This is a genomic window from Thauera chlorobenzoica, assembly GCF_001922305.1.
Classification (GTDB): domain Bacteria; phylum Pseudomonadota; class Gammaproteobacteria; order Burkholderiales; family Rhodocyclaceae; genus Thauera; species Thauera chlorobenzoica.
This window is the reverse complement of sequence record NZ_CP018839.1, coordinates 1,819,538-1,843,964: the sequence shown is the minus strand read 5'-3', so window position 1 is coordinate 1,843,964 and position 24,427 is coordinate 1,819,538. Positions and strand designations below refer to the sequence as shown.

The 24,427-nt window shown below is 66.1% G+C and carries 17 protein-coding genes; 6 read left to right on the top strand and 11 right to left on the bottom strand.

Annotated features, from left to right (window positions below; translation table 11 throughout):
• Positions 1-105 precede the first annotated feature (105 nt).
• Positions 106-576: a pyridoxamine 5'-phosphate oxidase family protein gene (locus Tchl_RS08505; protein WP_075148027.1), complete on the bottom strand. Its 471-nt coding sequence runs from the start codon at positions 574-576 to the stop codon at positions 106-108.
• Positions 577-789: 213 nt separating this feature from the next.
• Here Tchl_RS08505 and Tchl_RS08500 point away from each other — a divergent pair, with 213 nt between their 5' ends.
• Positions 790-1,266, top strand: a complete 477-nt coding sequence (locus Tchl_RS08500; RefSeq protein WP_075148026.1) for a VOC family protein — start codon at positions 790-792, stop codon at positions 1,264-1,266.
• Positions 1,267-1,386: 120 nt separating this feature from the next.
• Here the strand turns inward: Tchl_RS08500 and Tchl_RS08495 are convergent, their stop codons facing one another.
• From Tchl_RS08495 to scpA, 6 genes are all read right to left on the bottom strand, one after another.
• The gene (locus tag Tchl_RS08495) at positions 1,387-2,799 is read right to left on the bottom strand and encodes a KamA family radical SAM protein (protein ID WP_075148025.1); all 1,413 of its coding nucleotides are present in this window, start codon (positions 2,797-2,799) and stop codon (positions 1,387-1,389) included.
• Between the two features lie 453 nt (positions 2,800-3,252).
• The gene (accC, locus tag Tchl_RS08490) at positions 3,253-5,244 is read right to left on the bottom strand and encodes an acetyl-CoA carboxylase biotin carboxylase subunit (RefSeq protein ID WP_075148024.1); all 1,992 of its coding nucleotides are present in this window, start codon (positions 5,242-5,244) and stop codon (positions 3,253-3,255) included.
• Positions 5,237-5,359, bottom strand: a complete 123-nt coding sequence (locus Tchl_RS18275) for a hypothetical protein (protein WP_268810539.1) — start codon at positions 5,357-5,359, stop codon at positions 5,237-5,239. Before Tchl_RS18275 ends, accC begins: the two co-directional genes overlap by 8 nt.
• A gap of 22 nt (positions 5,360-5,381) precedes the next feature.
• A complete protein-coding gene (locus Tchl_RS08485) occupies positions 5,382-6,914 on the bottom strand; it encodes an acyl-CoA carboxylase subunit beta (protein ID WP_075148023.1) in 1,533 nt (510 codons plus the stop codon).
• A 55-nt stretch (positions 6,915-6,969) separates the two neighbouring features.
• Positions 6,970-7,947, bottom strand: a complete 978-nt coding sequence (gene meaB, locus Tchl_RS08480; RefSeq protein ID WP_198159027.1) for a methylmalonyl Co-A mutase-associated GTPase MeaB — start codon at positions 7,945-7,947, stop codon at positions 6,970-6,972.
• Positions 7,948-7,952: 5 nt separating this feature from the next.
• Positions 7,953-10,118: a methylmalonyl-CoA mutase gene (scpA, locus tag Tchl_RS08475; RefSeq protein WP_075148021.1), complete on the bottom strand. Its 2,166-nt coding sequence runs from the start codon at positions 10,116-10,118 to the stop codon at positions 7,953-7,955.
• A gap of 254 nt (positions 10,119-10,372) precedes the next feature.
• Between scpA and Tchl_RS08470 the strand changes: the two genes are divergently transcribed.
• Positions 10,373-11,047, top strand: a complete 675-nt coding sequence (locus Tchl_RS08470) for a GntR family transcriptional regulator (RefSeq protein ID WP_075148020.1) — start codon at positions 10,373-10,375, stop codon at positions 11,045-11,047.
• A gap of 37 nt (positions 11,048-11,084) precedes the next feature.
• On the opposite strand, the gene Tchl_RS08465 is transcribed toward Tchl_RS08470, so the two are convergent.
• Complete coding sequence (locus tag Tchl_RS08465) at positions 11,085-12,395, bottom strand: hemolysin family protein (protein ID WP_408646133.1); 1,311 nt, start codon at positions 12,393-12,395, stop codon at positions 11,085-11,087.
• A 184-nt stretch (positions 12,396-12,579) separates the two neighbouring features.
• Between Tchl_RS08465 and Tchl_RS08460 the strand changes: the two genes are divergently transcribed.
• Positions 12,580-12,957 carry a PilZ domain-containing protein gene (locus tag Tchl_RS08460; protein ID WP_075148018.1) on the top strand — a complete coding sequence of 126 codons (378 nt, stop codon included), beginning with the start codon at positions 12,580-12,582 and terminating at the stop codon, positions 12,955-12,957.
• Between the two features lie 5 nt (positions 12,958-12,962).
• Positions 12,963-13,745: an enoyl-CoA hydratase-related protein gene (locus Tchl_RS08455; protein ID WP_075148017.1), complete on the top strand. Its 783-nt coding sequence runs from the start codon at positions 12,963-12,965 to the stop codon at positions 13,743-13,745.
• 86 nt (positions 13,746-13,831) lie between these two features.
• Here the strand turns inward: Tchl_RS08455 and Tchl_RS08450 are convergent, their stop codons facing one another.
• Positions 13,832-15,175 carry a TolC family outer membrane protein gene (locus Tchl_RS08450; protein WP_408646128.1) on the bottom strand — a complete coding sequence of 448 codons (1,344 nt, stop codon included), beginning with the start codon at positions 15,173-15,175 and terminating at the stop codon, positions 13,832-13,834.
• 323 nt (positions 15,176-15,498) lie between these two features.
• On the opposite strand from Tchl_RS08450, the gene Tchl_RS08445 reads away from it, so the two are divergent.
• Positions 15,499-16,215, top strand: a complete 717-nt coding sequence (locus tag Tchl_RS08445) for a transglutaminase-like cysteine peptidase (RefSeq protein ID WP_083945196.1) — start codon at positions 15,499-15,501, stop codon at positions 16,213-16,215.
• A gap of 49 nt (positions 16,216-16,264) precedes the next feature.
• Positions 16,265-18,199, top strand: a complete 1,935-nt coding sequence (locus Tchl_RS08440) for an EAL domain-containing protein (RefSeq protein ID WP_075148015.1) — start codon at positions 16,265-16,267, stop codon at positions 18,197-18,199.
• 7 nt (positions 18,200-18,206) lie between these two features.
• Here the strand turns inward: Tchl_RS08440 and Tchl_RS08435 are convergent, their stop codons facing one another.
• Together Tchl_RS08435 and Tchl_RS08430 are read right to left on the bottom strand one after the other, a co-directional pair.
• Positions 18,207-18,536, bottom strand: coding sequence for a hypothetical protein (locus Tchl_RS08435; RefSeq protein WP_075148014.1), 330 nt, complete (start codon positions 18,534-18,536; stop codon positions 18,207-18,209).
• Positions 18,537-18,660: 124 nt separating this feature from the next.
• On the bottom strand, positions 18,661-24,276 hold the full coding sequence (locus tag Tchl_RS08430; RefSeq protein ID WP_075148013.1) for a retention module-containing protein: 5,616 nt from the start codon (positions 24,274-24,276) through the stop codon (positions 18,661-18,663).
• Positions 24,277-24,427: the final 151 nt, after the last annotated feature.

Here is a 24,427-nt window from a genome sequence, read left to right as displayed (position 1 = left end):
CGTAATCCTAGAGATTCCGCCCCGCCTTCGCCACCGCTGTGGCGACGGCCGCGGACGCGCACGGCGCAGGAGATGTGGCGCGCCAGCATCCGGCGGCGGCGCGGATCATGGCCTGCCGTCGCGGCAGTCGATCTCGTCCCGGTGGCCGAAGCCGCGCGAGTTGTCGATGAAATACAGCCGCTCGGGGACGAAACGGTACCAGTGCACCTTCGCCAGGGCCTGCAGGATCGCCGCCGGCGCACCGGCGAGCGTGCCGACGACGGGGTATTTCGCCCCGTAGAGCGCGCGCGCCTGCCCTGCCGCTTCGCCGGACAGCTCCACGACATGGCCCTCGGCCTGGATGCCCTTGACCTCACGCCAGTCGGAGCAGTCCTCCTGGATGGTCACCGCGGCACGCCCATCGCGCGCGATGTTGCCGCTGTGGCGGGCGCCCGGCTTGGACAGAAAGTACAGGTCGAAACCGTCGCTGGCGTAAAACACCGCCGCCGCCCACACCCCCTGTTCGCCCTGCGTTGCCAGCGTCATCGTGTGGTGCGCGCGCAGCCAGTCGAGGACTTCGGTATTACGTGCATTCATGTTCGCGCCCTGTGCACCGTGATCGTCGCGCCCTGCGGCGCCGGAGAGTTGCCCGGCGAGCCCGATCCGGTGGCACGGAATCCGTCGGGGGCCTCATCAGGATAACCTCAATGAGCGCGCCAACCTTCTGCTTCCGCCGTGCCGGCTCATGCACACTCGGATCTCCGCCCCGTTTATAATTATGAATTCTTTATCACAAGCATCGGAGCCGCCATGACCCCACGCCCTTTCAAGATTCTCGGCATTCAACAGATCGCCATCGGCGGCCCGAGCAAGGAAAAGCTCAAGACCTTGTGGGTCGACCTGCTCGGGCTGGAAGTCACCGGCAACTTCGTTTCCGAGCGCGAGAACGTCGACGAGGACATCTGCGCGATCGGCAGCGGGCCATTCAAGGTTGAAGTGGACCTGATGCAGCCGCTGGATGCGGAGAAGAAGCCGGCGGTACACACCACCCCGCTCAACCACGTCGGCCTGTGGGTGGACGACCTGCCCAAGGCGGTGGACTGGCTCACCGCAAACGGTGTGCGCTTCGCCCCAGGGGGAATCCGACGCGGCGCAGCGGGTTACGACATCACCTTCGTGCACCCGAAAAGCAACGACGCCTTCCCCATCGGCGGAGAAGGCGTGCTGATCGAGCTGGTGCAGGCGCCGCCCGAAGTGGTGGCGGCGTTTGCCCGCATGGCGGGCTGAGGTGGGCTCACCTGCACGCCACCGTCCGCCCGGGATCGGGGCGGGGACGGGGCCGTCCAGGAAGCCGCGAAGCGGCGGACAGCAGAGCAGCGGGTGGGGCTGCTGCTGGGTGCCGCCACTTCAGTCGGCGTGGCCGAGCCGCTCCTCGCGGATCGCTTTGTACTCGTCCTGCCAGAACCATTTTTCCTCACCGAAGGCGGGGACGAGCTGGTCGAGCCAGGTCGCCTTGTCGTCGAACCTGGCGAAGAACGGGCGCTGCACCCAGTCGGGGTTGCGCCCCTGGATGAAGCGCAGGACGAAGACTTTTTCGCCGGCGATCTCGGCGACGCCCTGGATCTCGACCTTGCCCGGGCTGGCGCTCATGCTCGGGCCGCGCGCGGTACGGGCGAGGCCGGAGACCTGCTGCATGGCCTCGCGGTAGATTTCCCAGGCGCGCACCAGCGGCACTTCGAAGTAGTTGCGCGCGCCGGTGTCGCGCTCGACGAACATGTAGTAGGGCACCAGGCCGAGCTTCACTTCCAGCTTCCACAGTTTCGCCCATACCGCGGGGTCGTCGTTGATGTGCGCGACCAGCGGCCCTTGGGCGCGGATCACCGCGCCGGTGCCGCGGATGCGGCGGATCGCGGCCTGCGCGGCCTCGGTGTCGAGTTCCTTCCAGTGGTTGTAGTGCGCCATCAGGGCGACATGCTTGCCGGCCTCGACGAGCTGGGTCAGCAGGCGGATCAGGTCGTCGGCGTCCTCCGCGCCGAGGAAGCGGTGCGGCCAGAAGGTGAGCGCCTTGGAGCCGATGCGGATGGTCTGGACGTGGTCGAACTCGGGTTGCAGCAGGGGCTCGAGAAAGTCGCGCAGGTGGCGCGTCTTCATCACCATCGGGTCGCCACCGGTGACCAGCAGGTCGGTGACTTCGGGGTGGCGGCGCAGGTAGCCGTGCAGCTCGGCGGCCTCGGACGAGCAGATGCGCAGCTCCTTGTCACCGACGAACTGCGCCCAGCGGAAGCAGAAGCTGCAGTAACTGTGGCAGGTCTGCCCCTGGGTGGGGAAGAACAGCACCGTCTCGCGGTACTTGTGCTGCATGCCTTCGAGGCGCTTGCCGTGCTCGTCGCGCGGCATGTTCATTTCCATCTGGTCGGCCGGATGCGGGTTCAGCGCATGGCGCACTTCGCCCACCGCCCGCTCCAGTTCGGCCTTGTCGGCGCCGCCGCGGATCAGCCCGGCGATGCGATCGTAGTGCTCGGGGGCGAGCATGCCGCGCTGCGGGAAAGTGAGCTGGAAGATCGGGTCGTCGGGAACCTTGCTCCAGTCGATCAGTTCGTCGATGACGTACTGGTTGACGCGGAAGGGCAGCACCGAAGACACCACCTTCATCTCGAAGCGCTGCTCGGGCGACAGCCTGGCCAGCGGCGCGATACGCTCGAGGTCGCGTTGGGTGTACACCTTGAATGGAACGGGGTCGAAGAAATCGACACCGGCGGGGGGGATCTGCGCGAGAGGCTGGATGTGATGGGGCTGGAGAGCCTGCACTTGAGCGCTCATGGGATGTCCTCCTGGTGTGGTCTTGTGGGTTTTGCAGGGGCGCGCGGTTACGGCGCCCACAAACCTGCGCCCGGACACGGAAAACCACGTCTGGCAGTCGGCAGGGAAAACGGAGCAGACCCGGAATGATCGTGAAAACGGCTGGATGCCAGCCTCGGGTCCTGTTTATTCACGCTCCCGCGAGTGCGGCGAGCAGATTGACGATCTGCATCATATGTGACGAAATACTTTTGTGCAAATGTGACAAGCTGTGCGGAGTGAAGTTCCACGGCACCGGACCGCCCTCCCAAACAGCTCCGCTGCCGTCGAGGCCAGCGTGCGATCGAGCGCATCCGCCCTGCCGGATGCGCATCGAAAAAAAAGGCCTGCTTGCGCAGGCCTTCTGCCGACAGGCGCCCGGGCACATGGCCCGGACCTCCCTCCCCATCGATCAAAACCGTTTCACGGCAGCGATCACTCGAACTCGATGATGACCTCGTCCACCGACAGGCTGGCCCCCGGGCGGGCGACGATCTTTTTGACCTTGCCGTCCTGCTCGGCCTTGAGCACGTTCTCCATCTTCATCGCCTCGATGGTCGCGAGCTTCTCGCCCGCCTTCACCTCCTGCCCCTCGGCGACCGCGACTTCGCGCAGCAGGCCGGGCATCGGCGACAGCAGGAACTTCGACAGGTCGGGCGGCAGCTTCTCGGGCATCAGCGCGAGCAGGCGCGCGGCACGCGGGGTCATCACCATCGGCTCGACCTGAAGGCCGAAATGGGCGATGCGATAGCGCAGGCCGCGGCGCTCGATCTGCAGGCAGATGGGCGCGCCGTTGACAGTGCCGGTAAACAGCAGGTCGCCGAAGATCCATGCGGAAACAATGGCGTAGGTACGCCCTTCGTGGATGACCTCCAGCCCGCCTGCGAGCGGCCGGGTGCTCACCGGGTACTGCCGGCCGGCCATCACCACCACCCACTCGCGCGAGACCTTGCGCCCGTGCCCGGCAAGCTGGCCTTCGATCTGGGTCGCACGCTCGATGTAACGCACCCGGGCGAAGGTGGCGACCGCAGCGAGCAGCACCGGGTCGTCGTGCGGCACCATCGAGGCGTCGAAGCCCCGCGGGTACTCCTCGGCGATGAAGCCGGTGTTGAAGTGCCCCGAGCAGAAGCGCGGGTGCTGCAGCAGCGCGGCCTGGAACGGGATGTTGGAGCTGATGCCGCGGATCACGAAGGCGTTGAGCGCGTCGCGCATGCGTTCGATGGCCTGCTCGCGGGTGGCGCCATGGACGATGAGCTTGGCGATCATCGAGTCGTAGAACATCGAGATCTCGCCGCCTTCATAGACGCCGGTGTCGACGCGCACCTGGCCCGGCACTTCAGCCGGGGGCTGGAACCTCACCAGGCGCCCGGTGGAGGGCAGGAAGCCGCGGAACGGGTCTTCGGCGTTGATCCGGCATTCCATCGCCCAGCCGTCGATCTTCACCTCGGCCTGGCTGAGCGGCAGCCTCTCGCCGGCAGCGACGCGGATCATCTGCTCGACGAGGTCCAGCCCGGTGATCAGCTCGGTGACCGGATGCTCGACCTGCAGGCGGGTGTTCATCTCGAGGAAGTAGAACTCCTTGGTTGCGCCGCTCACCACGAACTCGACCGTGCCGGCCGACTCGTAGTTCACCGCGCGCGCCAGCGCCACCGCCTGCTCGCCCATCGCGCGGCGCATCGCGGGATCGACGAAGGGACTCGGCGCCTCCTCGATGACCTTCTGGTGGCGGCGCTGGATCGAGCAGTCGCGCTCGTTCAGGTACACGTAGTTGCCGTGCGCATCGCCCAGCACCTGGATCTCGATGTGGCGCGGCTCGAGGACGTACTTCTCGATGAATACGCGGTCGTCGCCGAAGGCGTTGCGCGCTTCGTTGACGCAGGAAGCAAAGCCTTCGAAGGCCTCCTCGTCGCTGAACGCCACCCGCAGGCCCTTGCCGCCGCCGCCGGCAGAGGCCTTGATCATCACCGGATAGCCGATCTTCTTCGCGATCTCGACCGCCTCGGCCGGGCCGGCGATCGCGTCGTTGTAGCCGGGAATGGTGTTCACACCGGCTTCGATCGCGAGCTTCTTCGACTCGATCTTGTCGCCCATCTTGGCCACCGAATAGTGCTTCGGGCCGATGAACTTGATCCCTTCCTCTTCCAGGCGGCGCGAGAACTCGGCGTTCTCCGACAGGAAGCCGTAGCCCGGATGGACCGCTTCGGCGCCCGTCTGCTTGCAGGCGGCGATGATCTTGTCCATCACCAGGTAGGACTCTTTCGACGGCGCCGGGCCGATGCACACGGCCTCGTCGGCGAGCTCGACGAAGAGTGCGTCCTGGTCGGCCTCGGAATGGACCGCGACGGTGGCGATGCCCATCTTGCGGGCGGTCTTGATCACGCGGCAGGCGATTTCACCGCGGTTTGCAATCAGGATCTTCTTAAACATGCGCCACCTCCGCGGTGAAATCGCAGCGTGCTTCGCCCGCCAGGCAATTTGACTTCGTCGCTGCGCCGCTGCGCGGCTGGTCCCCGCGGTTGGCAATCAGGATTTTCTTGAACATGTAGATATTCCTCATGCGCGGATCAGAGCGGAATGTTGCCGTGCTTGCGCCACGGGTTGTCGAGCTGCTTGTCCTTGAGCATCGCCAGCGAGCGGCACACGCGCTTGCGCGTCTCGTGCGGCATGATCACGTCGTCGATGAAGCCGCGCGCGCCGGCGACGAAGGGGTTGGCGAAGCGGCGCTTGTACTCGGCTTCACGCGCGGCGAGCTTGGCGGGGTCGTTCTTTTCCTCGCGGAAGATGATCTCCACCGCGCCCTTCGGCCCCATCACCGCGATCTCGGCGGTCGGCCAGGCGAAATTGACGTCGCCGCGCAGGTGCTTCGAGCTCATCACGTCGTAGGCGCCGCCATAGGCCTTGCGCGTGATCACGGTGACCTTCGGCACGGTGCATTCGGCGTAGGCGTAGAGCAGCTTGGCGCCGTGCTTGATGATGCCGCCGTATTCCTGGGCGGTGCCGGGCATGAAGCCGGGCACATCGACAAGGGTCACCACCGGGATGTTGAACGCATCGCAGAAGCGCACGAAGCGCGCCGCCTTGATCGAGCTCTTGATGTCGAGGCAGCCGGCGAGCACCAGCGGCTGGTTGGCGACGATGCCCACCGGCGCGCCTTCCATGCGGGCGAAGCCGATGATGATGTTGCGCGCATAGTCGGGCTGGAGTTCGAAGAAGTCGCCGTCGTCGACCATCTTGACGATCAGCTCCTTCATGTCATAAGGCTGGTTGGGGTTGCTCGGCACCAGGGTGTCGAGCGAGTGATCGAGACGTTCGGCGGGGTCCTCCGCCGGCAGCGCGGGGGGCTTCTCGCGGTTGCTCGCGGGGATGAAGCCGACCAGGCGGCGGGTCATCATCAGCGCCTCGACGTCGTTCTCGAAGGCGAGATCGGCGACGCCGGACTTGCTGCTGTGGGTCATCGCCCCGCCCAGTTCCTCGGCGCTGACCTCCTCGTGGGTCACCGTCTTCACCACTTCGGGGCCGGTGACGAACATGTAGGACGAGTCCTTGACCATGAAGATGAAGTCGGTCATCGCCGGGCTGTACACCGCGCCGCCGGCGCACGGCCCCATGATCAGCGAGATCTGCGGCACCACGCCCGAGGCGAGCACGTTGCGCTGGAACACGTCGGCATAGCCGCCGAGCGAGGCCACCCCTTCCTGGATGCGCGCGCCGCCGGAATCGTTGAGGCCGATCACCGGCGCACCGACCTTCATCGCGTGGTCCATGACCTTGCAGATCTTCTCCGCGTGGGTCTCGGACAGGGAGCCGCCGAACACGGTGAAGTCCTGCGAGAACACGAACACCAGACGGCCGTTGATGGTGCCGTAGCCGGTCACCACGCCGTCGCCCGGGGTGTGCTCGGCGTCCATGCCGAAGTCGGTGCAGCGGTGCTCCTTGAACATGTCCCACTCTTCAAAGCTGCCGTCGTCGAGCAGCAACTCGATGCGCTCGCGCGCGCTGAGCTTGCCCTTGGCGTGCTGGGCGTCGATGCGCTTCTGGCCGCCGCCGAGGCGGGCCTTGCCGCGCTTTTCTTCCAACTGGCGAATGATGTCGTGCATGGAGAGTCTCCTGTCGGATCGTTCCGCCCGGCCTTGTGCGGCGGGGCGTCCTGTTTCAAGCCTGAAAGTCGCCGAGCAGGCGCAGCGCGGCGAGCGTGGGCGTGGTCGCGCCCTCCTCCACCGCACGGGCAAGCCCGGGCAAGTCGTGCTTCACCTGCGGATGATTGCGGAAGCGGCTGCGCAGCCCCGCATCGATCAGTTCCCACATCCAGGCCAGGGCCTGGTGGCGGCGCCTGGCGGCGAATTCGCCGGAGGCGGTGAGCGCCCGGCGGTAGTCGCTCACCGCCTGCCAGAATTCGGCGATGCCGTCCTTTTTCAGCGCCGACAGCGTCAGCACCGGCACCGTCCAGTTCGGGCTGGCCGGGCGCAGCATGTGCAGCGCGGTCCTGATCTGGGCCTTAGCGCGCATCGCCGCCGCCGGGTCGAGATCGGCCTTGTTGATCACGATCAGGTCGGCCATCTCCATGATCCCCTTCTTGATCGCCTGCAGGTCGTCGCCGGCGTTGGGCAGCTGGAGCAGGCAGAAGAGGTCGGTCATGCCCGCGACCGCGGTCTCGCTCTGGCCAACGCCGACGGTCTCGACAATGAGCACGTCGAAGCCGGCGGCCTCGCACACCAGCATCGTCTCGCGCGTCTTCTCCGCCACCCCGCCCAGGCTGCAGGCCGAGGGGCTGGGGCGGATGAAGGCGGCCGGGTTCTGACTCAGCCCCTCCATGCGCGTCTTGTCGCCGAGGATCGAGCCGCCCGTCAGCGACGAGGACGGATCGACCGCCAGCACCGCAACGCGCAGGCCCTGCTCGATCAGGTAGAGGCCGAGCGCCTCGATGAAGGTGCTCTTGCCCACCCCCGGCACCCCCGAGATGCCCACCCGCATCGCCCCACCGGTGTGCGGCAGCAGCGCTTCGAGCACGCGCTGCGCGCGCAGCTTATGGTCTTCGCGCTGCGACTCGATCAGGGTGATGGCCTTGGCGAGCGGGCGCAGCTGACGCGCGAGCACGCCGTCGACCAGCGCCCGATCGTTCGCATCCAGCATCGTCATCAGCCCCTGGTGCGGGCGGCGCGGATCTGCCTGAGCACCTCGCGCGCCGCGGTCGGGATCGGCGTGCCCGGGCCGAAGATGCCCTTCGCCCCGGCGGCGTACAGGGTGTCGTAATCCTGCGCCGGAATCACCCCGCCGACGAAGGTGATGATGTCGTCGGCACCGAGGCGCTTGAGCTCGTTGATCACCGCCGGCACCAGGGTCTTGTGGCCAGCGGCGAGGCTGGAGCAGCCCACCGCGTGGACGTCGTTTTCCACCGCGTGGCGCGCGGCTTCTTCCGGGGTCTGGAAGAGCGGGCCGATGTCGATGTCGAAGCCGAGGTCGGCGAAGGCCGAAGCCACCACCTTGGCGCCGCGGTCGTGGCCGTCCTGGCCGAGCTTGGCGATCATCACCCGCGGGCGGCGGCCTTCCTCGGCGACGAAGGCTTCGATGTCGGCCTTCAGGGCCTTCCAGTCTTCCTGTCCTTCCACGACGGCTCCATAGACGCCGGACACGGCTTGCGGGTTGGCACGATAACGGCCGAAGACCTTCTCCAGCGCGTCGGACACTTCGCCCACGGTAGCGCGCAGGCGCACCGCCTTGACGGCGAGGTCGAGCAGGTTGCCGTCGCTGGTCTCGGCGCACTGGGTGAGCGCGTCGAGCGCCCCCTGCACCGCAGCGGCATCGCGGCTGGTGCGGACCTGCTTGAGGCGGGCAATCTGCGACTCACGCACGGCGTGGTTGTCGATGTCGAGGATCTCGATCGGGTCTTCCTTCACCAGCTTGTACTTGTTCACGCCGACGATGACGTCAAGACCTGCGTCGATGCGTGCCTGCTTGTCGGCGGCGCACTCCTCGACCTTCATCTTCGCCCAGCCCGACTCGACCGCGCGGGTCATGCCGCCCATCGCCTCGATCTCCTCGATCAGGCTCCAGGCCTTGTCGGCCATGTCCTGGGTGAGCTTTTCCATCATGTAGGAGCCGGCCCAGGGGTCGACCACGTTACAGATGTGCGTTTCTTCCTGGATGATGATCTGGGTGTTGCGCGCGATGCGGGCGGAGAACTCGGTCGGCAGCGCGATCGCTTCATCCAGCGCGTTGGTGTGCAGCGACTGGGTGCCGCCGAACACCGCGGCCATCGCCTCGATCGTCGTGCGCACGACGTTGTTGTAGGGGTCCTGCTCGGTCAGCGACCAGCCCGAGGTCTGCGAGTGCGTGCGCAGCATCATCGACTTCGCGCTCTTGGGGTTGAACTGCTTCATGATCCGCCACCACAGCAGACGCGCGGCGCGCATCTTGGCGATCTCGAGGTAGAAGTTCATCCCCACCGCCCAGAAGAACGACAGCCGCCCGGCGAAGGTGTCGACGTCCATCCCCGAGTTGATGCCGGTGCGCACGTACTCGAGGCCGTCGGCGAGGGTGAACGCCAGCTCGATCGCCTGGTTGGCGCCGGCTTCCTGGATGTGGTAGCCCGAGATCGAGATGCTGTTGAACTTGGGCATGTGCTGCGCGGTGTAGCCGAAAATGTCGGCGATGATCTTCATCGACGGCGTCGGCGGATAGATGTAGGTGTTGCGCACCATGAATTCTTTCAGGATGTCGTTCTGGATCGTGCCCGAGAGCTTGTCCTGGGGAACGCCCTGCTCCTCGGCGGCGACGATGTAGCCGGCGAGGATCGGCAGTACCGCGCCGTTCATGGTCATCGACACCGACACCTTGTCGAGCGGGATGCCGTCGAACAGGATCTTCATGTCCTCGACCGAGTCGATCGCCACGCCGGCCTTGCCGACGTCGCCGGTGACGCGCGGATGGTCGGAGTCGTAGCCGCGGTGGGTCGCGAGGTCGAACGCCACCGACACGCCCTGGCCGCCGGCGGCGAGCGCCTTGCGGTAGAACGAGTTGGATTCCTCGGCGGTCGAGAAGCCCGCGTACTGGCGGATGGTCCACGGCTTCACCGCATACATCGTCGGCTGCGGGCCGCGCAGGTAAGGCTCGAAGCCGGGCAGCGTGTCGGCGTGTGCCAGATCGGCGCTGTCGGCCCGGGTGTACAGCGGCTTCACCGTCAGCCCTTCGGGCGTGATCCAGTTCAGCTGGGCGAGATCACCATCGGGGGCCTGCTTGGCAGCGGCTTTTTTCCAGGCCTCGAGATCGGGCTGGGGGTAGGTCGGCTCGTTGGCGTTCGGCATGGGAAACCTCTTGGATACGACGACTACGGTACTTCCGGGTGCGGTAGCGGCCCGCGGCGCGACGAACACCCGCGCGCCGCGGCCAGGACGCTACGGTACGCACTGGAATTCGACTTGTTCAGCAGTCGTCGATAATACTTTATCCATAATTATGAGTGCAATAGGGTAGAATCGATCGACAGCCGTGGCCTCGCCCCGAGGCTCCCCCACCCCCTGCATACCCGCCCCTACCGCACCGACCTCGCAGACCCGACATGAAGCCGTCCCGCATCGCCCCCATGGCGCTCTACCAGGAAGTGGCCGAACGCCTCCGCCAGCGCATCTTCTCGCACGAGTTGCCACCCGGCACCTGGGTGGACGAGCAGGCCATCGCCGAACAATACGGCATTTCGCGCACGCCGCTGCGCGAAGCGCTCAAGGTGCTCGCCTCCGAAGGCCTGGTGACGCTCAAGCCGCGCCGCGGCTGCTATGTCACCGAAATCTCCGAGCGCGACCTCGACGAGGTCTTCAGCGTGATGTCGATGCTCGAAGGCGAATGCGCCCGGGTTTCGGCAACCCACGCCAGCGACGCCGAACTCGACCGCCTGCGCACCATCCACGCCGGCCTGGAGCGGGCTGCTGCGGAGAAGGACATCGACGGCTTCTTCGAAGCCAACCAGGCCTTCCACCTCGCCCTGCAGGAGATCGCCGACAACCGCTGGCTGCTGCACGTGATCGAGGACCTGCGCAAGGTGATCAAGCTGTCGCGCCATCATTCGCTGTTCTCCGAAGGCCGGCTGGAGCAGTCCCTGGCCGAGCACCGCGGCATCCTCGACGCCCTGCTCGCACGCAATGCGGAGCAGGCCGAGCAGCGGATGCGCGCCCACATCCTCAGCGGCCGCGCGGCGCTGGCGCGCATCGCCGACGCCAGGGTGCCGGCCAGCGCCTGAGCGGCGCGCGGGCTACGCCCGCCACTCCGCCTTCGCTTCAGCCCGCGCTCGCAGCCGGCGGCACGGGCGGGTTCTCGCGCGTCACCAGCACCTGATCGATGCGGTAGTTGTCGATGTCGACCACCTCGAACTTGTAGCCGGCATAGACGACGAAGTCAGTGCGCTTGGGCACCTTGCGCAGGCGGTACATCAGGAAGCCGGCCACCGTCTCGTAGTTCTGGAAGCCTTCGAAGACCTCGATGTCGAGCGCCTGCATGACGTCCTCGATCGGGGTGACGCCGTCGATCAGCCACGAGTGGTCGTCGCGGCGCACGATCAGCTCTTCCTGGAAGGGACTCACCAGGTCGCCCATCACCGTGCTCATGACGTCTTGCAGCGACAGCAGGCCCACCACCAGGGCGTACTCGTTGAGCACCAGGGCGAAGTCCTCCTTCGCGTCGCGGAAGCGCTCCAGCGCCTCGAACAGGCTCAGCGTGTCGGGCAGCATCAGCACCTTGCGCACGATCGGCTGGGTGCGCAGCGACAGGTTCTTGCCGTGCACGATCCGCGGCAGGATGTCCTTCGCATCGACGTAGCCGATCACGCTGTCGATGCCGTCCTCGCACACCGGAAACTTGCCGTGCGGGTGCTCGGCGATCTTGCGCCGGATGCTCTCCTCCGACTCGGACAGGGTCAGGAAGACGATGCTCTCGCGCGAGGTCATCGCCGAAGGCACGATGCGCGAATCGAGCTCGAACACGTTGCTGATCAGGTGCTGCTCCTGGCGCAGCAGCGCGCCGGCCTGGGCGCCGGCATCGGCCATCGCGACGATGTCGGCCGGAGTGATGTCCTCGGTGCGCACGCTGGGGATGCGCAGCAGGCGGAAAATGCGGTCGGCGAGACCGTTGAACACCCACACCAGCGGCGCCAGCAGCCACATGCAGGCCTGCATCGGCCGCACCAGCCCGACCGCAACGCGCTCGGGCTGCACCATCGCCAGGCGCTTGGGCATCAGGTCGGCGAAGAGCACGAACAGCGCGGTGACAAAGCTGAACGACAGCACGAAGCTCGCCGTCCCCAGCGCCGGCCCGTCATACACCGGGCGCAACAGCGCGGCGACATGAGGCGACAAGGCCTGCTCGCCGACGATGCCGCCGAGGATCGCGACCGCGTTGAGGCCGATCTGCACCACGGTAAAGAAATTGCCTGGGTTGTCCTGCAGCGCGAGCACGCGCTGGGCATTGACATGGCCGCCTTCGGCCATCAGGCGCAGCTTGATCTTGCGCGAGGCGGCGAGCGAGATCTCGGACATCGAGAAAAACGCGCTCGCCGCGATCAGCGCCAGGATGATGAGCAGGTTGTCGAGCAGCACGATCGCTCCTTTGGGATAAAGGCCCGCCGGGAGGCAAAACCAGCGCGGAAAAGCTTTTCCAGTCTATCACTGCAGCATGAAAAGCCGGCCCCGCCCCGATCCGGGCAGGCAATCCTCAGCCGAATCGGGCAAAATCCGGCCTCGCCCGATCCATTCCCCGACCGCCGTTTCGGAGTCCGCCATGAACCCCCAGCACCGCCGCCTGAACGCACGCGTCTCCTTCGTCGAAGACGCCAGCCTGCAGCTGAACCGGGATCGCCTTCAGTGCACCGTGCACAATTTGTCGCTGAAGGGTGCCCTGCTCCTGTGCGAACACGATCTGCAGGCGAAGGCGGGCGACCTCGCCGAACTGAGCCTGGAACTGAGCGGCGGCCAGGCCATCGTCAGGATGAAGGGCACGGTGGCGCACGTCGAGCACGCCAGCGACGGTACGCGGATCGGCCTTGCCTGCCATGAGATCGACCTCGATTCGATCACCCACCTGCGCCGCCTGCTCGAACTCAACCTGGGTGACCCCGCGCTGCTCGAGCGCGAGCTGGCGGCCATGCTGCGAGGCTGAAGGCGATGGCCGGCCATATCGGTTTCGAGCTGCACGACGGCATCGCCACGGTGACGCTAGACAACCCCGCCAAGCTCAACGCCGTCGATGCGGCGATGTGGCACGGGCTGGCACAGGCGATGCGGCGCGTCTCGGACACCCCCGACGTGCGCTGCGTGATCCTGCGCGGCGCCGGCGACGAAGCTTTCGCCGCCGGCGGCGACATCGAGGAATTCACCACCGTGCGCGCCACCGTCGAAGACGCCCTGCACTACCACGACAAACTGGTCGCCGGCGCCCTGGATGCGATCCGCGACTGCGCCGTCCCCACGGTGGCTGCGATTCGCGGCGCCTGCATCGGCGGCGGGCTGGAGATCGCCGGCTGCTGCGACATCCGCATCGCCGGCGCATCGTCACGCTTCGGCGCCCCGATCAACCGCCTCGGCTTTTCGATGTATCCGGGCGAGATGGCGGGGCTGCTGGCGCTGGTGGGGCCCGCGGTGGTGCTCGAAATCCTGCTCGAAGGGCGCATCCTGGGCGCAGCCGAAGCCTTGCAGAAAGGCCTGCTGAGCCGGGTGGTGGAGGACGACGCGGTGTTCGGCGAAGCCACTGCCTGCGGCGCGCGCATCCGCGCCGGCGCACCGCTGGTGGCGCGCTGGCACAAACAATGGGTAAAGCGGCTGATGTCCGGCGGCGGGCTCGACGAAGAGGAAAAGCGGCGCGCCTTCGACTTCCTCGCCACCGACGACTACCGCGAAGGACTGGAAGCCTTCCTCGGCAAGCGCAAACCGCGGTTTCACGGTCGCTAAGGCCGGCCCGGGCCTCCACGCCTTGCGCAAAGAAGCCCCGGGGACGAAGGGCGAGCGCGCGCCCTTCGTCCCCGGGGCGGGGTCAATCAGCGCCCTGCGGCACGCATCGCTTCGGCAAACACGGCTTCCTTGTCGATCTGCAGTTGCGTCGGCGCTTCGGGCGGACAGACCGACGCGGGATCGATCCCGGCGCGCTCCTGCCCCACTTCCGCCGCACTCGGCAAGCCTTCGCGCGCCACGTTGAGCGCGGTCGTCAGGCGGCTCATCTCGGTCAGCGTGCGCGCCTGGGCGATGATCCGGTCGTAGACCGCCCGCACGTAGGCACGGCGCGCCTCGAAGAACTCGTTTTCGGTATCGAGCAGGTCGAGCAGGGTCCGCTGGCCGATGTCGAACTGTTGCCGATAGGCTTCGCGCGTCTTTTCGGTGGAAAGCTGGTGCTGGTCGAGGTAGATCAGCTGCTCCTTGATCCGATTGACATCGTTGTAGGCGATCGACAGCGTCTGGCGGATGTCGCGGCAGACCTTCTCGCGCAGGTCCTTGCTCTGGTTCGCCGCCTCGGCCGCCTGGCGCAGGCGCGCCTGGTCCGCCCCGCCCCGCGTCAGGTTGTAGGTCAGCACCAGCTCGACGACGCTATCGCGCGACTCTCCGCTGACGCCGTCGAGGTTGCGGTCGAAGGACTGGCGCGCGCGCAGGTCGAGGCGAGGATGAAACGCCGCCCGACGCGATTCGACCCCGCGCTGGGCGGCAGCGACATCCTCGACCGCGGCATTGAGCGTGGCGCTGCTGTCGAACGCTTCGCGCAGCGCATCCTGGATCGTGGGCGGGAGCCCGCCGGCCGCGATCGAGTCGCCGATCAGGGGCAGGTTTTCAGGCGCTTCCACCCCGACGATGCGCAGATAACGGGCGCTGACGTCATGCAGGTTGGAGACTTCGGTCAACAGGTTGGATTCGGCCAGTGCGAGCCGCCCGGTCGCCTGCTCGAGGTCGACGCCACGCCCGACACCGGCGGCGGTGCGCCCCGAGATCTGGTCGAAGACCTGCTTGTGCCGCACGTAGTTGTCCTGGGCGAGCTTGACCAGTTCACGGTAGCGCAGCACATCGCTGTAGACACGGACCACTTCCATCGAAGTGCGCTCGGCCGCGTCCACCAGTTCGTAGTAGCGCACCAGCTTGGCATGGCCGAAGCGTGCCACCTCGTTGCGGGTGAAAAACCCGTCATAGACCATCTGGTTCAGCGCCAGCGTGGCATTGCGGTGATTGTAGCTTTCCGTTTTCGGGTCGCGGTCCGGCCTGGTCTGGCGTTCGTACCCGGCCCCGGCGATCAGGTCGACCTGGGGGAAATAGCCGCCGCGCACTGCCAACCGGTCTTGTTCCGAAGCCAGAAAGGCGTGCCAGCGCGCCTGCACTTCGGGGTTGGCGGTCACAGCCATCCGCGCCGCATCCTGGAGCGCTTCCGGAACCTGTGCATACGCTTGGGGTAGGGTACCCAGGACGGCAAGGGCAATCAGCGTTCGAATCTTTTTCATTATGAACCTCGACGATTTGGAGACCATGACAGTACGACGTCACACACCAGGCTTCCGCCTTTCACCGACAAAGGAAGAAAGGAGGAAAAAACCTGCACGCCAAGCACTAAACGGTTCGGCGCCCGAAAAACGCGAGCGGAAAGCACTGAAAAGACATCTGCTGTTTTACGCGGACCGGATGCCGCCTTTTGGATTAACCTTAGCATATCCTTTTTGCGCAGGATACGATGTTCGCCTACAGGGTGCAGCCTTCCGGTTTCGGGCCGTTTTCCCCCGCCCAACGCGCTTTTCCGGCGCGTTGGGCGCTGCTTGTGTTGCTCGGCGTGCTGCTCGGTTCGGTGCTCGCCGCCTCCGACCTCGACCGGATGCAGCGCCTGGCGGCATCGCGCTACGGTGCGGCCGCCGCCGAATCGGTCGCGGCATGGCGACGCCTGATCGCGGAAGCCACGGATTCCGATGAAATCGAGAAGCTCGCCCGCGTGAATACTTTTTTCAACCGGAAAATCCGATTCGAAGACGATATCGCGGTGTGGGGCGTACAAGATCATTGGGCTTCACCGCTCGAATTGATGGGCAAAGGCGCAGGGGATTGCGAGGATTTCTCGATCGCCAAGTACATGACCCTGCGCCTGCTCGGCGTTCCCGCCGAGCGCCTGCGCCTGATCTACGTGCGGGCGCAGATCGGCGGGGCACAAAGCGGCATCAGCCAGGCCCACATGGTGGTGGGCTACTTCCCGACGCCCGCCGACGAGCCGCTGGTGCTCGACAACCTGATCAGCGACATCCGCCCCGCCGCTCGCCGCCCGGACCTGTTCCCGGTGTTCAGCTTCAACAGTGAAGGCCTCTGGGTCGGCGGCGCCAGTGCCTCCGCGGCCGACCCCACCGCCCGCCTGTCGCGCTGGCGCAGCGTGCTCGAGCGGATGCGCAACGAGGGCCTGCACTGATGGCCCGCCCCGAAGGACCCCACCCCATGCCGCACGCACAGGAGGCGCCATGTCGCTGATCAAGCAACTCTGGATCGGCATCGCCATCGTCATGTCGATCGCATTCGGCGCGAGCTTCGTGGTGAGCACGCTGTCGGCGCGCCATTACCTCGAGCAGCAGCTCTATGTAAAGAACCTCGACAACGCCAGCTCCCTCGCCCTGTCACTGTCGCAGATGCCGAAGGACGCGGTCACGGTGGAGTTGCAGATCGCCGCCCAGTTCGACGCCGGGCACTACCGCCTGATCCGGCTGGTGGCGCCATCCGGCGAGCTCATCGTCGAGCGCGCATACGCCGATGAGCGTTTCGGCGCCCCGGGGTGGTTCGCCCGCCTGATCCCGATCCGGGCCCAGCCCGGCATCGCCCAGGTGCAGGACGGCTGGCGCCAGTTCGGCACCCTGACCCTGGAGAGCCACAGCCGCTACGCCTACGAGTCGCTGTGGCACGGCACGCTGCAGCTGCTGGCCTGGTTCGTCGCCGGCGCCGTGCTCACCGGCCTCGTCGGCACCGTGCTGGTCAAGCACGTCACCCACCCGCTGGGGCGCGTCGTCGACCAGGCCGAAGCCATCGGCGAGCGCCGCTTCATCACCACCGAAGAGCCCTCGACGAGCGAATTCCGCAGCGTGGTCCGCGCCATGAATGCGCTCTCCGAGCGGGTGCGCACGATGCTCGCCGACGAGTCGCAGCGCCTCGAAAAACTGCGCCGGCAGGCCCATCACGACGAACTCACCGGGCTCGTCAATCGCAGCCATTTCCTCAATCTGGTCGATGCGGCGCTGGCGCGCGAGGACGCGGCCGCAGGCGGCAGCCTGGTGATGGCCCGGCTGGGCGATCTCGGCCAGCTCAACCGGCGATTCGGACACCAGGAAACCGACCGCCTGCTGCGCGAACTCGCCACCTGCTTCCAGGCCGTGGCCGACGCCCACCCGGGCTGGGAAGCCGGCCGCCTCAATGCCAGCGACTTCGCCCTCCTGGCCTCGGGGCAGGGAGATCCGGACGCAGTCGTGCATCTGCTTGCCGAACAGCTCCATGCCCTGCGCGAACGATGGCGGGACACCGCTGCGCTACGGCTACCGATCGGCGCTGCCGCCTATTACCCCAACGAACGGCACGGCAACCTGCTCGCCCGCACCGACGCAGCCCTCGCTGCCGCCGAACTCACCGACGATGCTGCGGCCAGCATTGCACCGCCGTCGATCGGCGCCCCCTTGCACGGCAATCTCGACGACTGGCGGCAAACCATCCTCGGTGCGCTCGAAGAACACGGCGTCCGCCTGGCCCTCTACCCCGTCGTGGCGACCGGCGCTCCGGAGGGAAGATTGCTCCATCATGAAGCGCCGATGCGCCTGCTGATCGACGGCAACTGGCAGAGCGCGGGCTACTTCATGCCCCAGGCCGCGCGCCTGGGCCTGCTGGGCCAGCTCGACGGCGCCGTCCTGGCCGAAGCGCTCGCCCGGATCACCCGCGACGGCGCCCCGCTCGGCATCAACCTGTCCGCCGAAGCGCTGTGCGATCCGGTATTCAGAAGCACGCTCCTCGCTGAATTGCACGCCCGTCCGGCGCAAGCGCGCAAGCTCTGGATCGAGCTCACCGAGCACGATGTGGTGCGGAATCTGGCCGAATTCCGCGCGCTGTGCGCGGCACTGAAGCCGCTCGGCTGCAAGCTCGGCATCGAACATGTCGGACGCCGTTTCAGTCAGCTCAGCGACCTCCACGTGCTCGGCATCGACTACCTCAAGACCGACCGCGCACTGACCCGCGCCATCGAGGCCGACGCCGGCAACCAGAGCTTCCTGCGCGGGCTGTGCACCGTGGCCCATGCGATCGGAGTGATCGTCATTGCCGAAGGAGTCGGCAGCAGCGCCGAACTGGAGGCATTGCTCAAACTCGGCGTCGATGGCGTAACCGGCCCGTTCCTGAGCGAAGATGGTGCAGCGACGGGCTGAGCCGGCCTCAGATCATGTCATTGTCCTCATCAAGGAGCGACCGTCCGATCCTCATCGATACGCGCGCCCCTTTTCGCTCCTCCAGTTTCGCCCGCGCCGCTTCGGGGAGGTCCGTGAACCGGATCACGCCTTTGTCCACGAGCAATTCGACCAGATCCTCCAGGACACGCGACAGCGACAGGTCGGACTCCGAGAGCTCGCTCCTGGAGTCGCGCAGGAGCTTTTCGAGCAGCTCGCGCTCTGCGCGATTGCCAGCACCCAACTCCCAGCCCGAGCCATCATCTTCAAGACTGACCGCGATCAGCCGGCCTTCCGCATCGCGTTTTACATAGACCATACGATTGTTCCAAAGGGCGCAGCGGAAACGGTCCACACGGGGCGGAAACACGCCACACAACGGCAGGAGGAAGCCGGCACCGGCTTCCTCCTGCTAGGCCGGATGCTGCGTCCCGGCATCGAGATCAGCTCTTCAACTGCCCGTCGGCAATCATCCGGTTGAGAATATCCGCCTCCGTCCATCCGGCATCCAGTTCGAGGGCACTAGCCAGTTCGGCCGTACTGGCGTAGTTCTCGAACACGATCGCCTGCGTGGTTTCGAAGGCTCCACCCCCATCATGGTCGACCAGCAAGGCCAGCTTGCCTTCCATGGAACCGAAGCTCAGGTAGGACGAGAGCGAATCCCCCGCATCATCGGGCAGGAGATCCCGCAGGTCGAGGACATCGCCGTCTTCCACATCGAAATCGACTCTGTCGATCGCGGGCGAATCCGCCGTTCCCTGATCACCAAGGCTCCACACAAAGACCTCACTGTCCGCCTCGGCATCGGGTTCGGCACCTCCGAACATGGCGTTACCGACGATCCCGCCTTCAGTATCCGGCTGATTCTGGAACGTCAGGACGATATCGCCATCGACCTGATCGCCATCGGCGTCCTCTGCGGTGAAAGTCAACTCCACCAGCTGGGGAGGCGCATCCTCCAGCACGTAGGTTTCGAGCCCCTGAATCTTCACCTTGCCATCCGACATGGCCACTTCCAGGGTATCGAAATATTTTCCCGACTCGGCGGTGATCACGAGATACGTATCGCCGCCAACGCTCTCGATCGAATATCCACCGACATGGGCGGAGCCATCCTGATAAGTCCCCGTCACCTGGAAACTGTCTCCCGCCCCATACTGGAACAGCTCGAAGCGTACCGCATACGCCAGATTGGCTTCGCCGTCACTCCCGGCCGCATCGAAGTCGAAGACAAGCCGTTCGCCATCGTCGAACTCGTTGTTCTGAATTCCAATCCCGGCACCGCTCGGATTCACGTCGGCCAATGCACCGTTCTTGTAGCCGGTGATCGAAACCACCAGATCCTTGCTCGCATCGAGCACATTCGTCAGCGATCCGTCGTCATACCAGTAATAGGTCGATTTCGGCCCGCCTCCCGAGCTGACCGTGGCGTCGTCCAGATTGAGGGAGCTCAAATCGAGCGGCGCCAGGCTGTTGAACGAATAGGTGCCATCCGCATTCGCCCTGACGGTGAAAACCGGCTCTCCTTCCGTCGTCTCGGCAACAAGCAGGGTCTGCCCGTCTTCATGACTGAAGACGACGGCCCGCCCACCCGATGTCAGGCCCAAACCGTTGAGCGTACTCAGGGATGTAGTCCATTGCGTCCCCGAAGCACCGCCTGTATCCGCGCCGATGAAAGCCAGTTGCCCATCAAAGCTCACCGGCGGAATATTGAGAACCACGGCATCGGTTCCGGCCTCGAGCGGGCTGTCATCCTCGACCGTGATCGTCAGCGCCGCCGTCTGTGCGGAATTGGCGCCATCGGACAACCTGACGTCGATATCGAAGCTCAAATCGTCCTCGACATTCACCCCCAAGTGCTCGAGCGGTTTCAGCAGCTCGACGCTATATGCGATGGAGGGACTGTTGGTATCGACGACTTGGGTTCCGCCATTCAGGACGATCCGGATGAGATCCTCCCCGCCACCGCTCCGGCCTACGACGATGGCCTCATTGCCGCCTTCATGACTCCAGACGATGGCGGTGCTCCCGAGCGAGCCGGGCAACCCGTCGGTCAGCAACGCCACCGTCAAGGCAGCTGCGCCGTTGCTCGAATAATCGATCGATCCGCTCCGGACGGCGAGGTTGGTCGTATCGTCCATCCCTACCAAGTCCGCCAAGCCGCCGGGCAAACCCTCTTCGGACACTGCAAGTGCGCTTGGATTGATCGTCGGGACCACGTCGTTGTCGATGATCGTCGCCGTGGCCGTGTCGCTGTAGGTGTCGCCCAGGCTCGAGAGCGTCCCCGTCAGGGTGAAGGTCTCGTTGTTCTCGTCGAGCAGGTCATCGACCGTGTCGGTGCGCACCAGCAGCGCGCTGTCGCCCGCACCCACCGCGATCGGCCCGCTCACCGCCTGCCACGTCGTGCCCCCGTCCGTGCTGTATTCGAAGAACGCTTCGTGGTAGTCGGCGTCGATCGCCGTGCCGTCGGCCAGCGCCAGGCTCACCGTGCTGCCCGCCCCGGCGTTGGTCACCGTCACCGAGAACACCGCCGTCTGCCCTTCGGTCACCACCACGTCCGCGGTCTCGATCCCCGCCACGTCGATGTCGGGAACGTCGTTGTCGATGATCGTCGCCGTCGCCGTGTCGCTGTAGGTGTCGCCCAGGCTCGAGAGCGTCCCCGTCAGGGTAAAGGTCTCGTTGTTCTCGTCGAGCAGGTCATCGACCGTGTCGGTGCGCACCAGCAGCGCGCTGTCGCCCGCGCCCACCGCGATCGGCCCGCTCACCGCCTGCCACGTCGTGCCCCCGTCCGTGCTGTATTCGAAGAACGCTTCGTGGTAGTCGGCGTCGATCGCCGTGCCGTCGGCCAGCGCCAGGCTCACCGTGCTGCCCGCCCCGGCGTTGGTCACCGTCACCGAGAACACCGCCGTCTGCCCTTCGGTCACCACCACGTCCGCGGTCTCGATCCCCGCCACGTCGATGTCGGGAACGTCGTTGTCGATGATCGTCGCCGTCGCCGTGTCGCTGTAGGTGTCGCCCAGGCTCGAGAGCGTCCCCGTCAGGGTAAAGGTCTCGTTGTTCTCGTCGAGCAGGTCATCGACCGTGTCGGTGCGCACCAGCAGCGCGCTGTCGCCCGCGCCCACCGCGATCGGCCCGCTCACCGCCTGCCACGTCGTGCCCCCGTCCGTGCTGTATTCGAAGAACGCTTCGTGGTAGTCGGCGTCGATCGCCGTGCCGTCGGCCAGCGCCAGGCTCACCGTGCTGCCTGCCCCGGCGTTGGTCACCGTCACCGAGAACACCGCCGTCTGCCCTTCGGTCACCACCACGTCCGCGGTCTCGATCCCTGCCACGTCGATGTCGGGAACGTCGTTGTCGATGATCGTCGCCGTCGCCGTGTCGCTGTAGGTGTCGCCCAGGCTCGAGAGCGTCCCCGTCAGGGTAAAGGTCTCGTTGTTCTCGTCGAGCAGGTCATCGACCGTGTCGGTGCGCACCAGCAGCGCGCTGTCGCCCGCGCCCACCGCGATCGGCCCGCTCACCGCCTGCCACGTCGTGCCCCCGTCCGTGCTGTATTCGAAGAACGCTTCGTGGTAGTCGGCGTCGATCGCCGTGCCGTCGGCCAGCGCCAGGCTCACCGTGCTGCCTGCCCCGGCGTTGGTCACCGTCACCGAGAACACCGCCGTCTGCCCTTCGGTCACCACCACGTCCGCGGTCTCGATCCCTGCCACGTCGATGTCGGGAACGTCGTTGTCGATGATCGTCGCCGTGGCCGTGTCGCTGTAGGTGTCGCCCAGGCTCGAGAGCGTCCCCGTCAGGGTGAAGGTCTCGTTGTTCTCGTCGAGCAGGTCATCGACCGTGTCGGTGCGCACCAGCAGCGCGCTGTCGCCCGCACCCACCGCGATCGGCCCGCTCACCGCCTGCCACGTCGTGCCCCCGTCCGTGCTGTATTCGAAGAACGCTTCGTGGTAGTCGGCATCGACCGCCGTGCCGTCGGCCAGCGCCAGGCTCACCGTGCTGCCCGCCCCGGCGTTGGTCACCGTCACCGAGAACACCGCCGTCTGCCCTTCGGTCACCACCACGTCCGCGGTCTCGATCCCTGCCACGTCGATGTCGGGAACGTCGTTGTCGATGATCGTCGCCGTGGCCGTGTCGCTGTAGGTGTCGCCCAGGCTCGAGAGCGTCCCCGTCAGGGTGAAGGTCTCGTTGTTCTCGTCGAGCAGGTCATCGACCGTGTCGGTGCGCACCAGCAGCGCGCTGTCGCCCGCACCCACCGCGATCGGCCCGCTCACCGCCTGCCACGTCGTGCCCCCGTCCGTGCTGTATTCGAAGAACGCTTCGTGGTAGTCGGCATCGACCGCCGTGCCGTCGGCCAGCGCCAGGCTCACCGTGCTGCCCGCCCCGGCGTTGGTCACCGTCACCGAGAACACCGCCGTCTGCCCTTCGGTCACCACCACGTCCGCGGTCTCGATCCCTGCCACGTCGATGTCGGGAACGTCGTTGTCGATGATCGTCGCCGTGGCCGTGTCGCTGTAGGTGTCGCCCAGGCTCGAGAGCGTCCCCGTCAGGGTGAAGGTCTCGTTGTTCTCGTCGAGCAGGTCATCGACCGTGTCGGTGCGCACCAGCAGCGCGCTGTCGCCCGCACCCACCGCGATCGGCCCGCTCACCGCCTGCCAGGTGGCGCCGCCATCCGTGCTGTATTGGAAGAACGCTTCGTGGTAGTCGGCATCGATCGCCGTGCCGTCGGCCAGCGCCAGGCTCACCGTGCTGCCCGCCCCGGCGTTGGTCACCGTCACCGAGAACACCGCCGTCTGCCCTTCGGTCACCACCACGTCCGCGGTCTCGATCCCCGCCACGTCGATGTCGGGAACGTCGTTGTCGATGATTTCCGATTCGGCGGGCAATTCGCTTGCACCGAGGTTCTCGAAAATCGACTGCGTATCCACAACTTCAGAAATGACCGCAATCAAGGGCTCGATCGGCTCATTGACCGAGTCATTGACGGCATTGACCTGGAAGACGGTCTGGCTCGCCCCCCCCAGGATGGTCACCGTCGTAGGCAACGGCGCGGCATCGGTCGGATTGGCTGCCGGCCCGCTCCAAGTGAGCTGCACATCCACATTGCCGCCTTCGGGGACCGTCACCGGATTGCCGGCCTGGTCGACCAGGCGGACCGTATAGGTCAGAACCTCTCCTTCGCCCACGGAAGATAGATTGACGCTGATGACGGCGAACACCGGATCGTTGTCATCGACAATGTTCGCCGAAGACGACTGGGCCGCATCGAGCTGGTCATAGCCGCCGCCCGACGCCCCGACGACGGAGATCGGAAGAGTGTCCGTACCCTGGATGAACAGATCGTCGGGCCGAGTTTCGAGTACCGCGACCCCCGTCGTCTGGCCGACCGGAATGGTGATGACCAAGCCGTTGCTCATGTTCAGCACCAGGCTCGAGCCCGTCGGCGCGACATCGACCGTGGCCAGCACGCCGATCGGCGTGCCTTCGACGACGTCGCTGCCATCGACGAAGATGAAGTTGCCATCCGGTCCGAGCAGGGGCTGGCCATTGTCGTCGAGCAGGATGTAATTCAGCGAAACGATTCCGGTGACCGTCTCCACCGCATCGCCCGGTTCCGGCACCAGCCCGCTCTGCGGTTCAAAGCTGTAGTCGTAATCGACCCCGGTGGTGTCCTCGGCAATCCGCAGCAGGCGCACGAAGCTGCTGCCCTCTGCATCGGCGCCGCCGGCCAGGCCGGCTGCGGGAGCTTCGAGGAGCGCGTCGATGCTTTCACCGGCCTCGAGCGCTTGCAGGATCTCGTCGACGGTGCTGGCGGAGACGGCGCTTTCCTGCGCGCCGGGGGCGCCCTCGTCGAGCATCTCGAGCCCCAGGCCGACGACCTGGCTCTCGACAACCACCAGCGAGGAACCATCGGCCATCGCCAGTTCCACCTGCCCGCCGGCGGAGGTGATGACGGTTTCGCCTTCAAGCAGCGCATCCCCCGGTTTGATCGAGCGGGTGTTGCCCTGCGCGTCGCGTACGAACGCTTCGCCGATGACCGATACGACAGTTGCGATGACCTGAGCCATGATGAAACTCCCTTGAACGAGACCGGCCCGGAGCGCGCGAAACCTCACTCCCGACAACGATCGTGCTGGTTATCCGTGTTTCCACACTACTGGCGCAGGCCATCGCCGCCTATTGGACCGGTGGACAGCCCCGGCGCACAGCCGACCATCG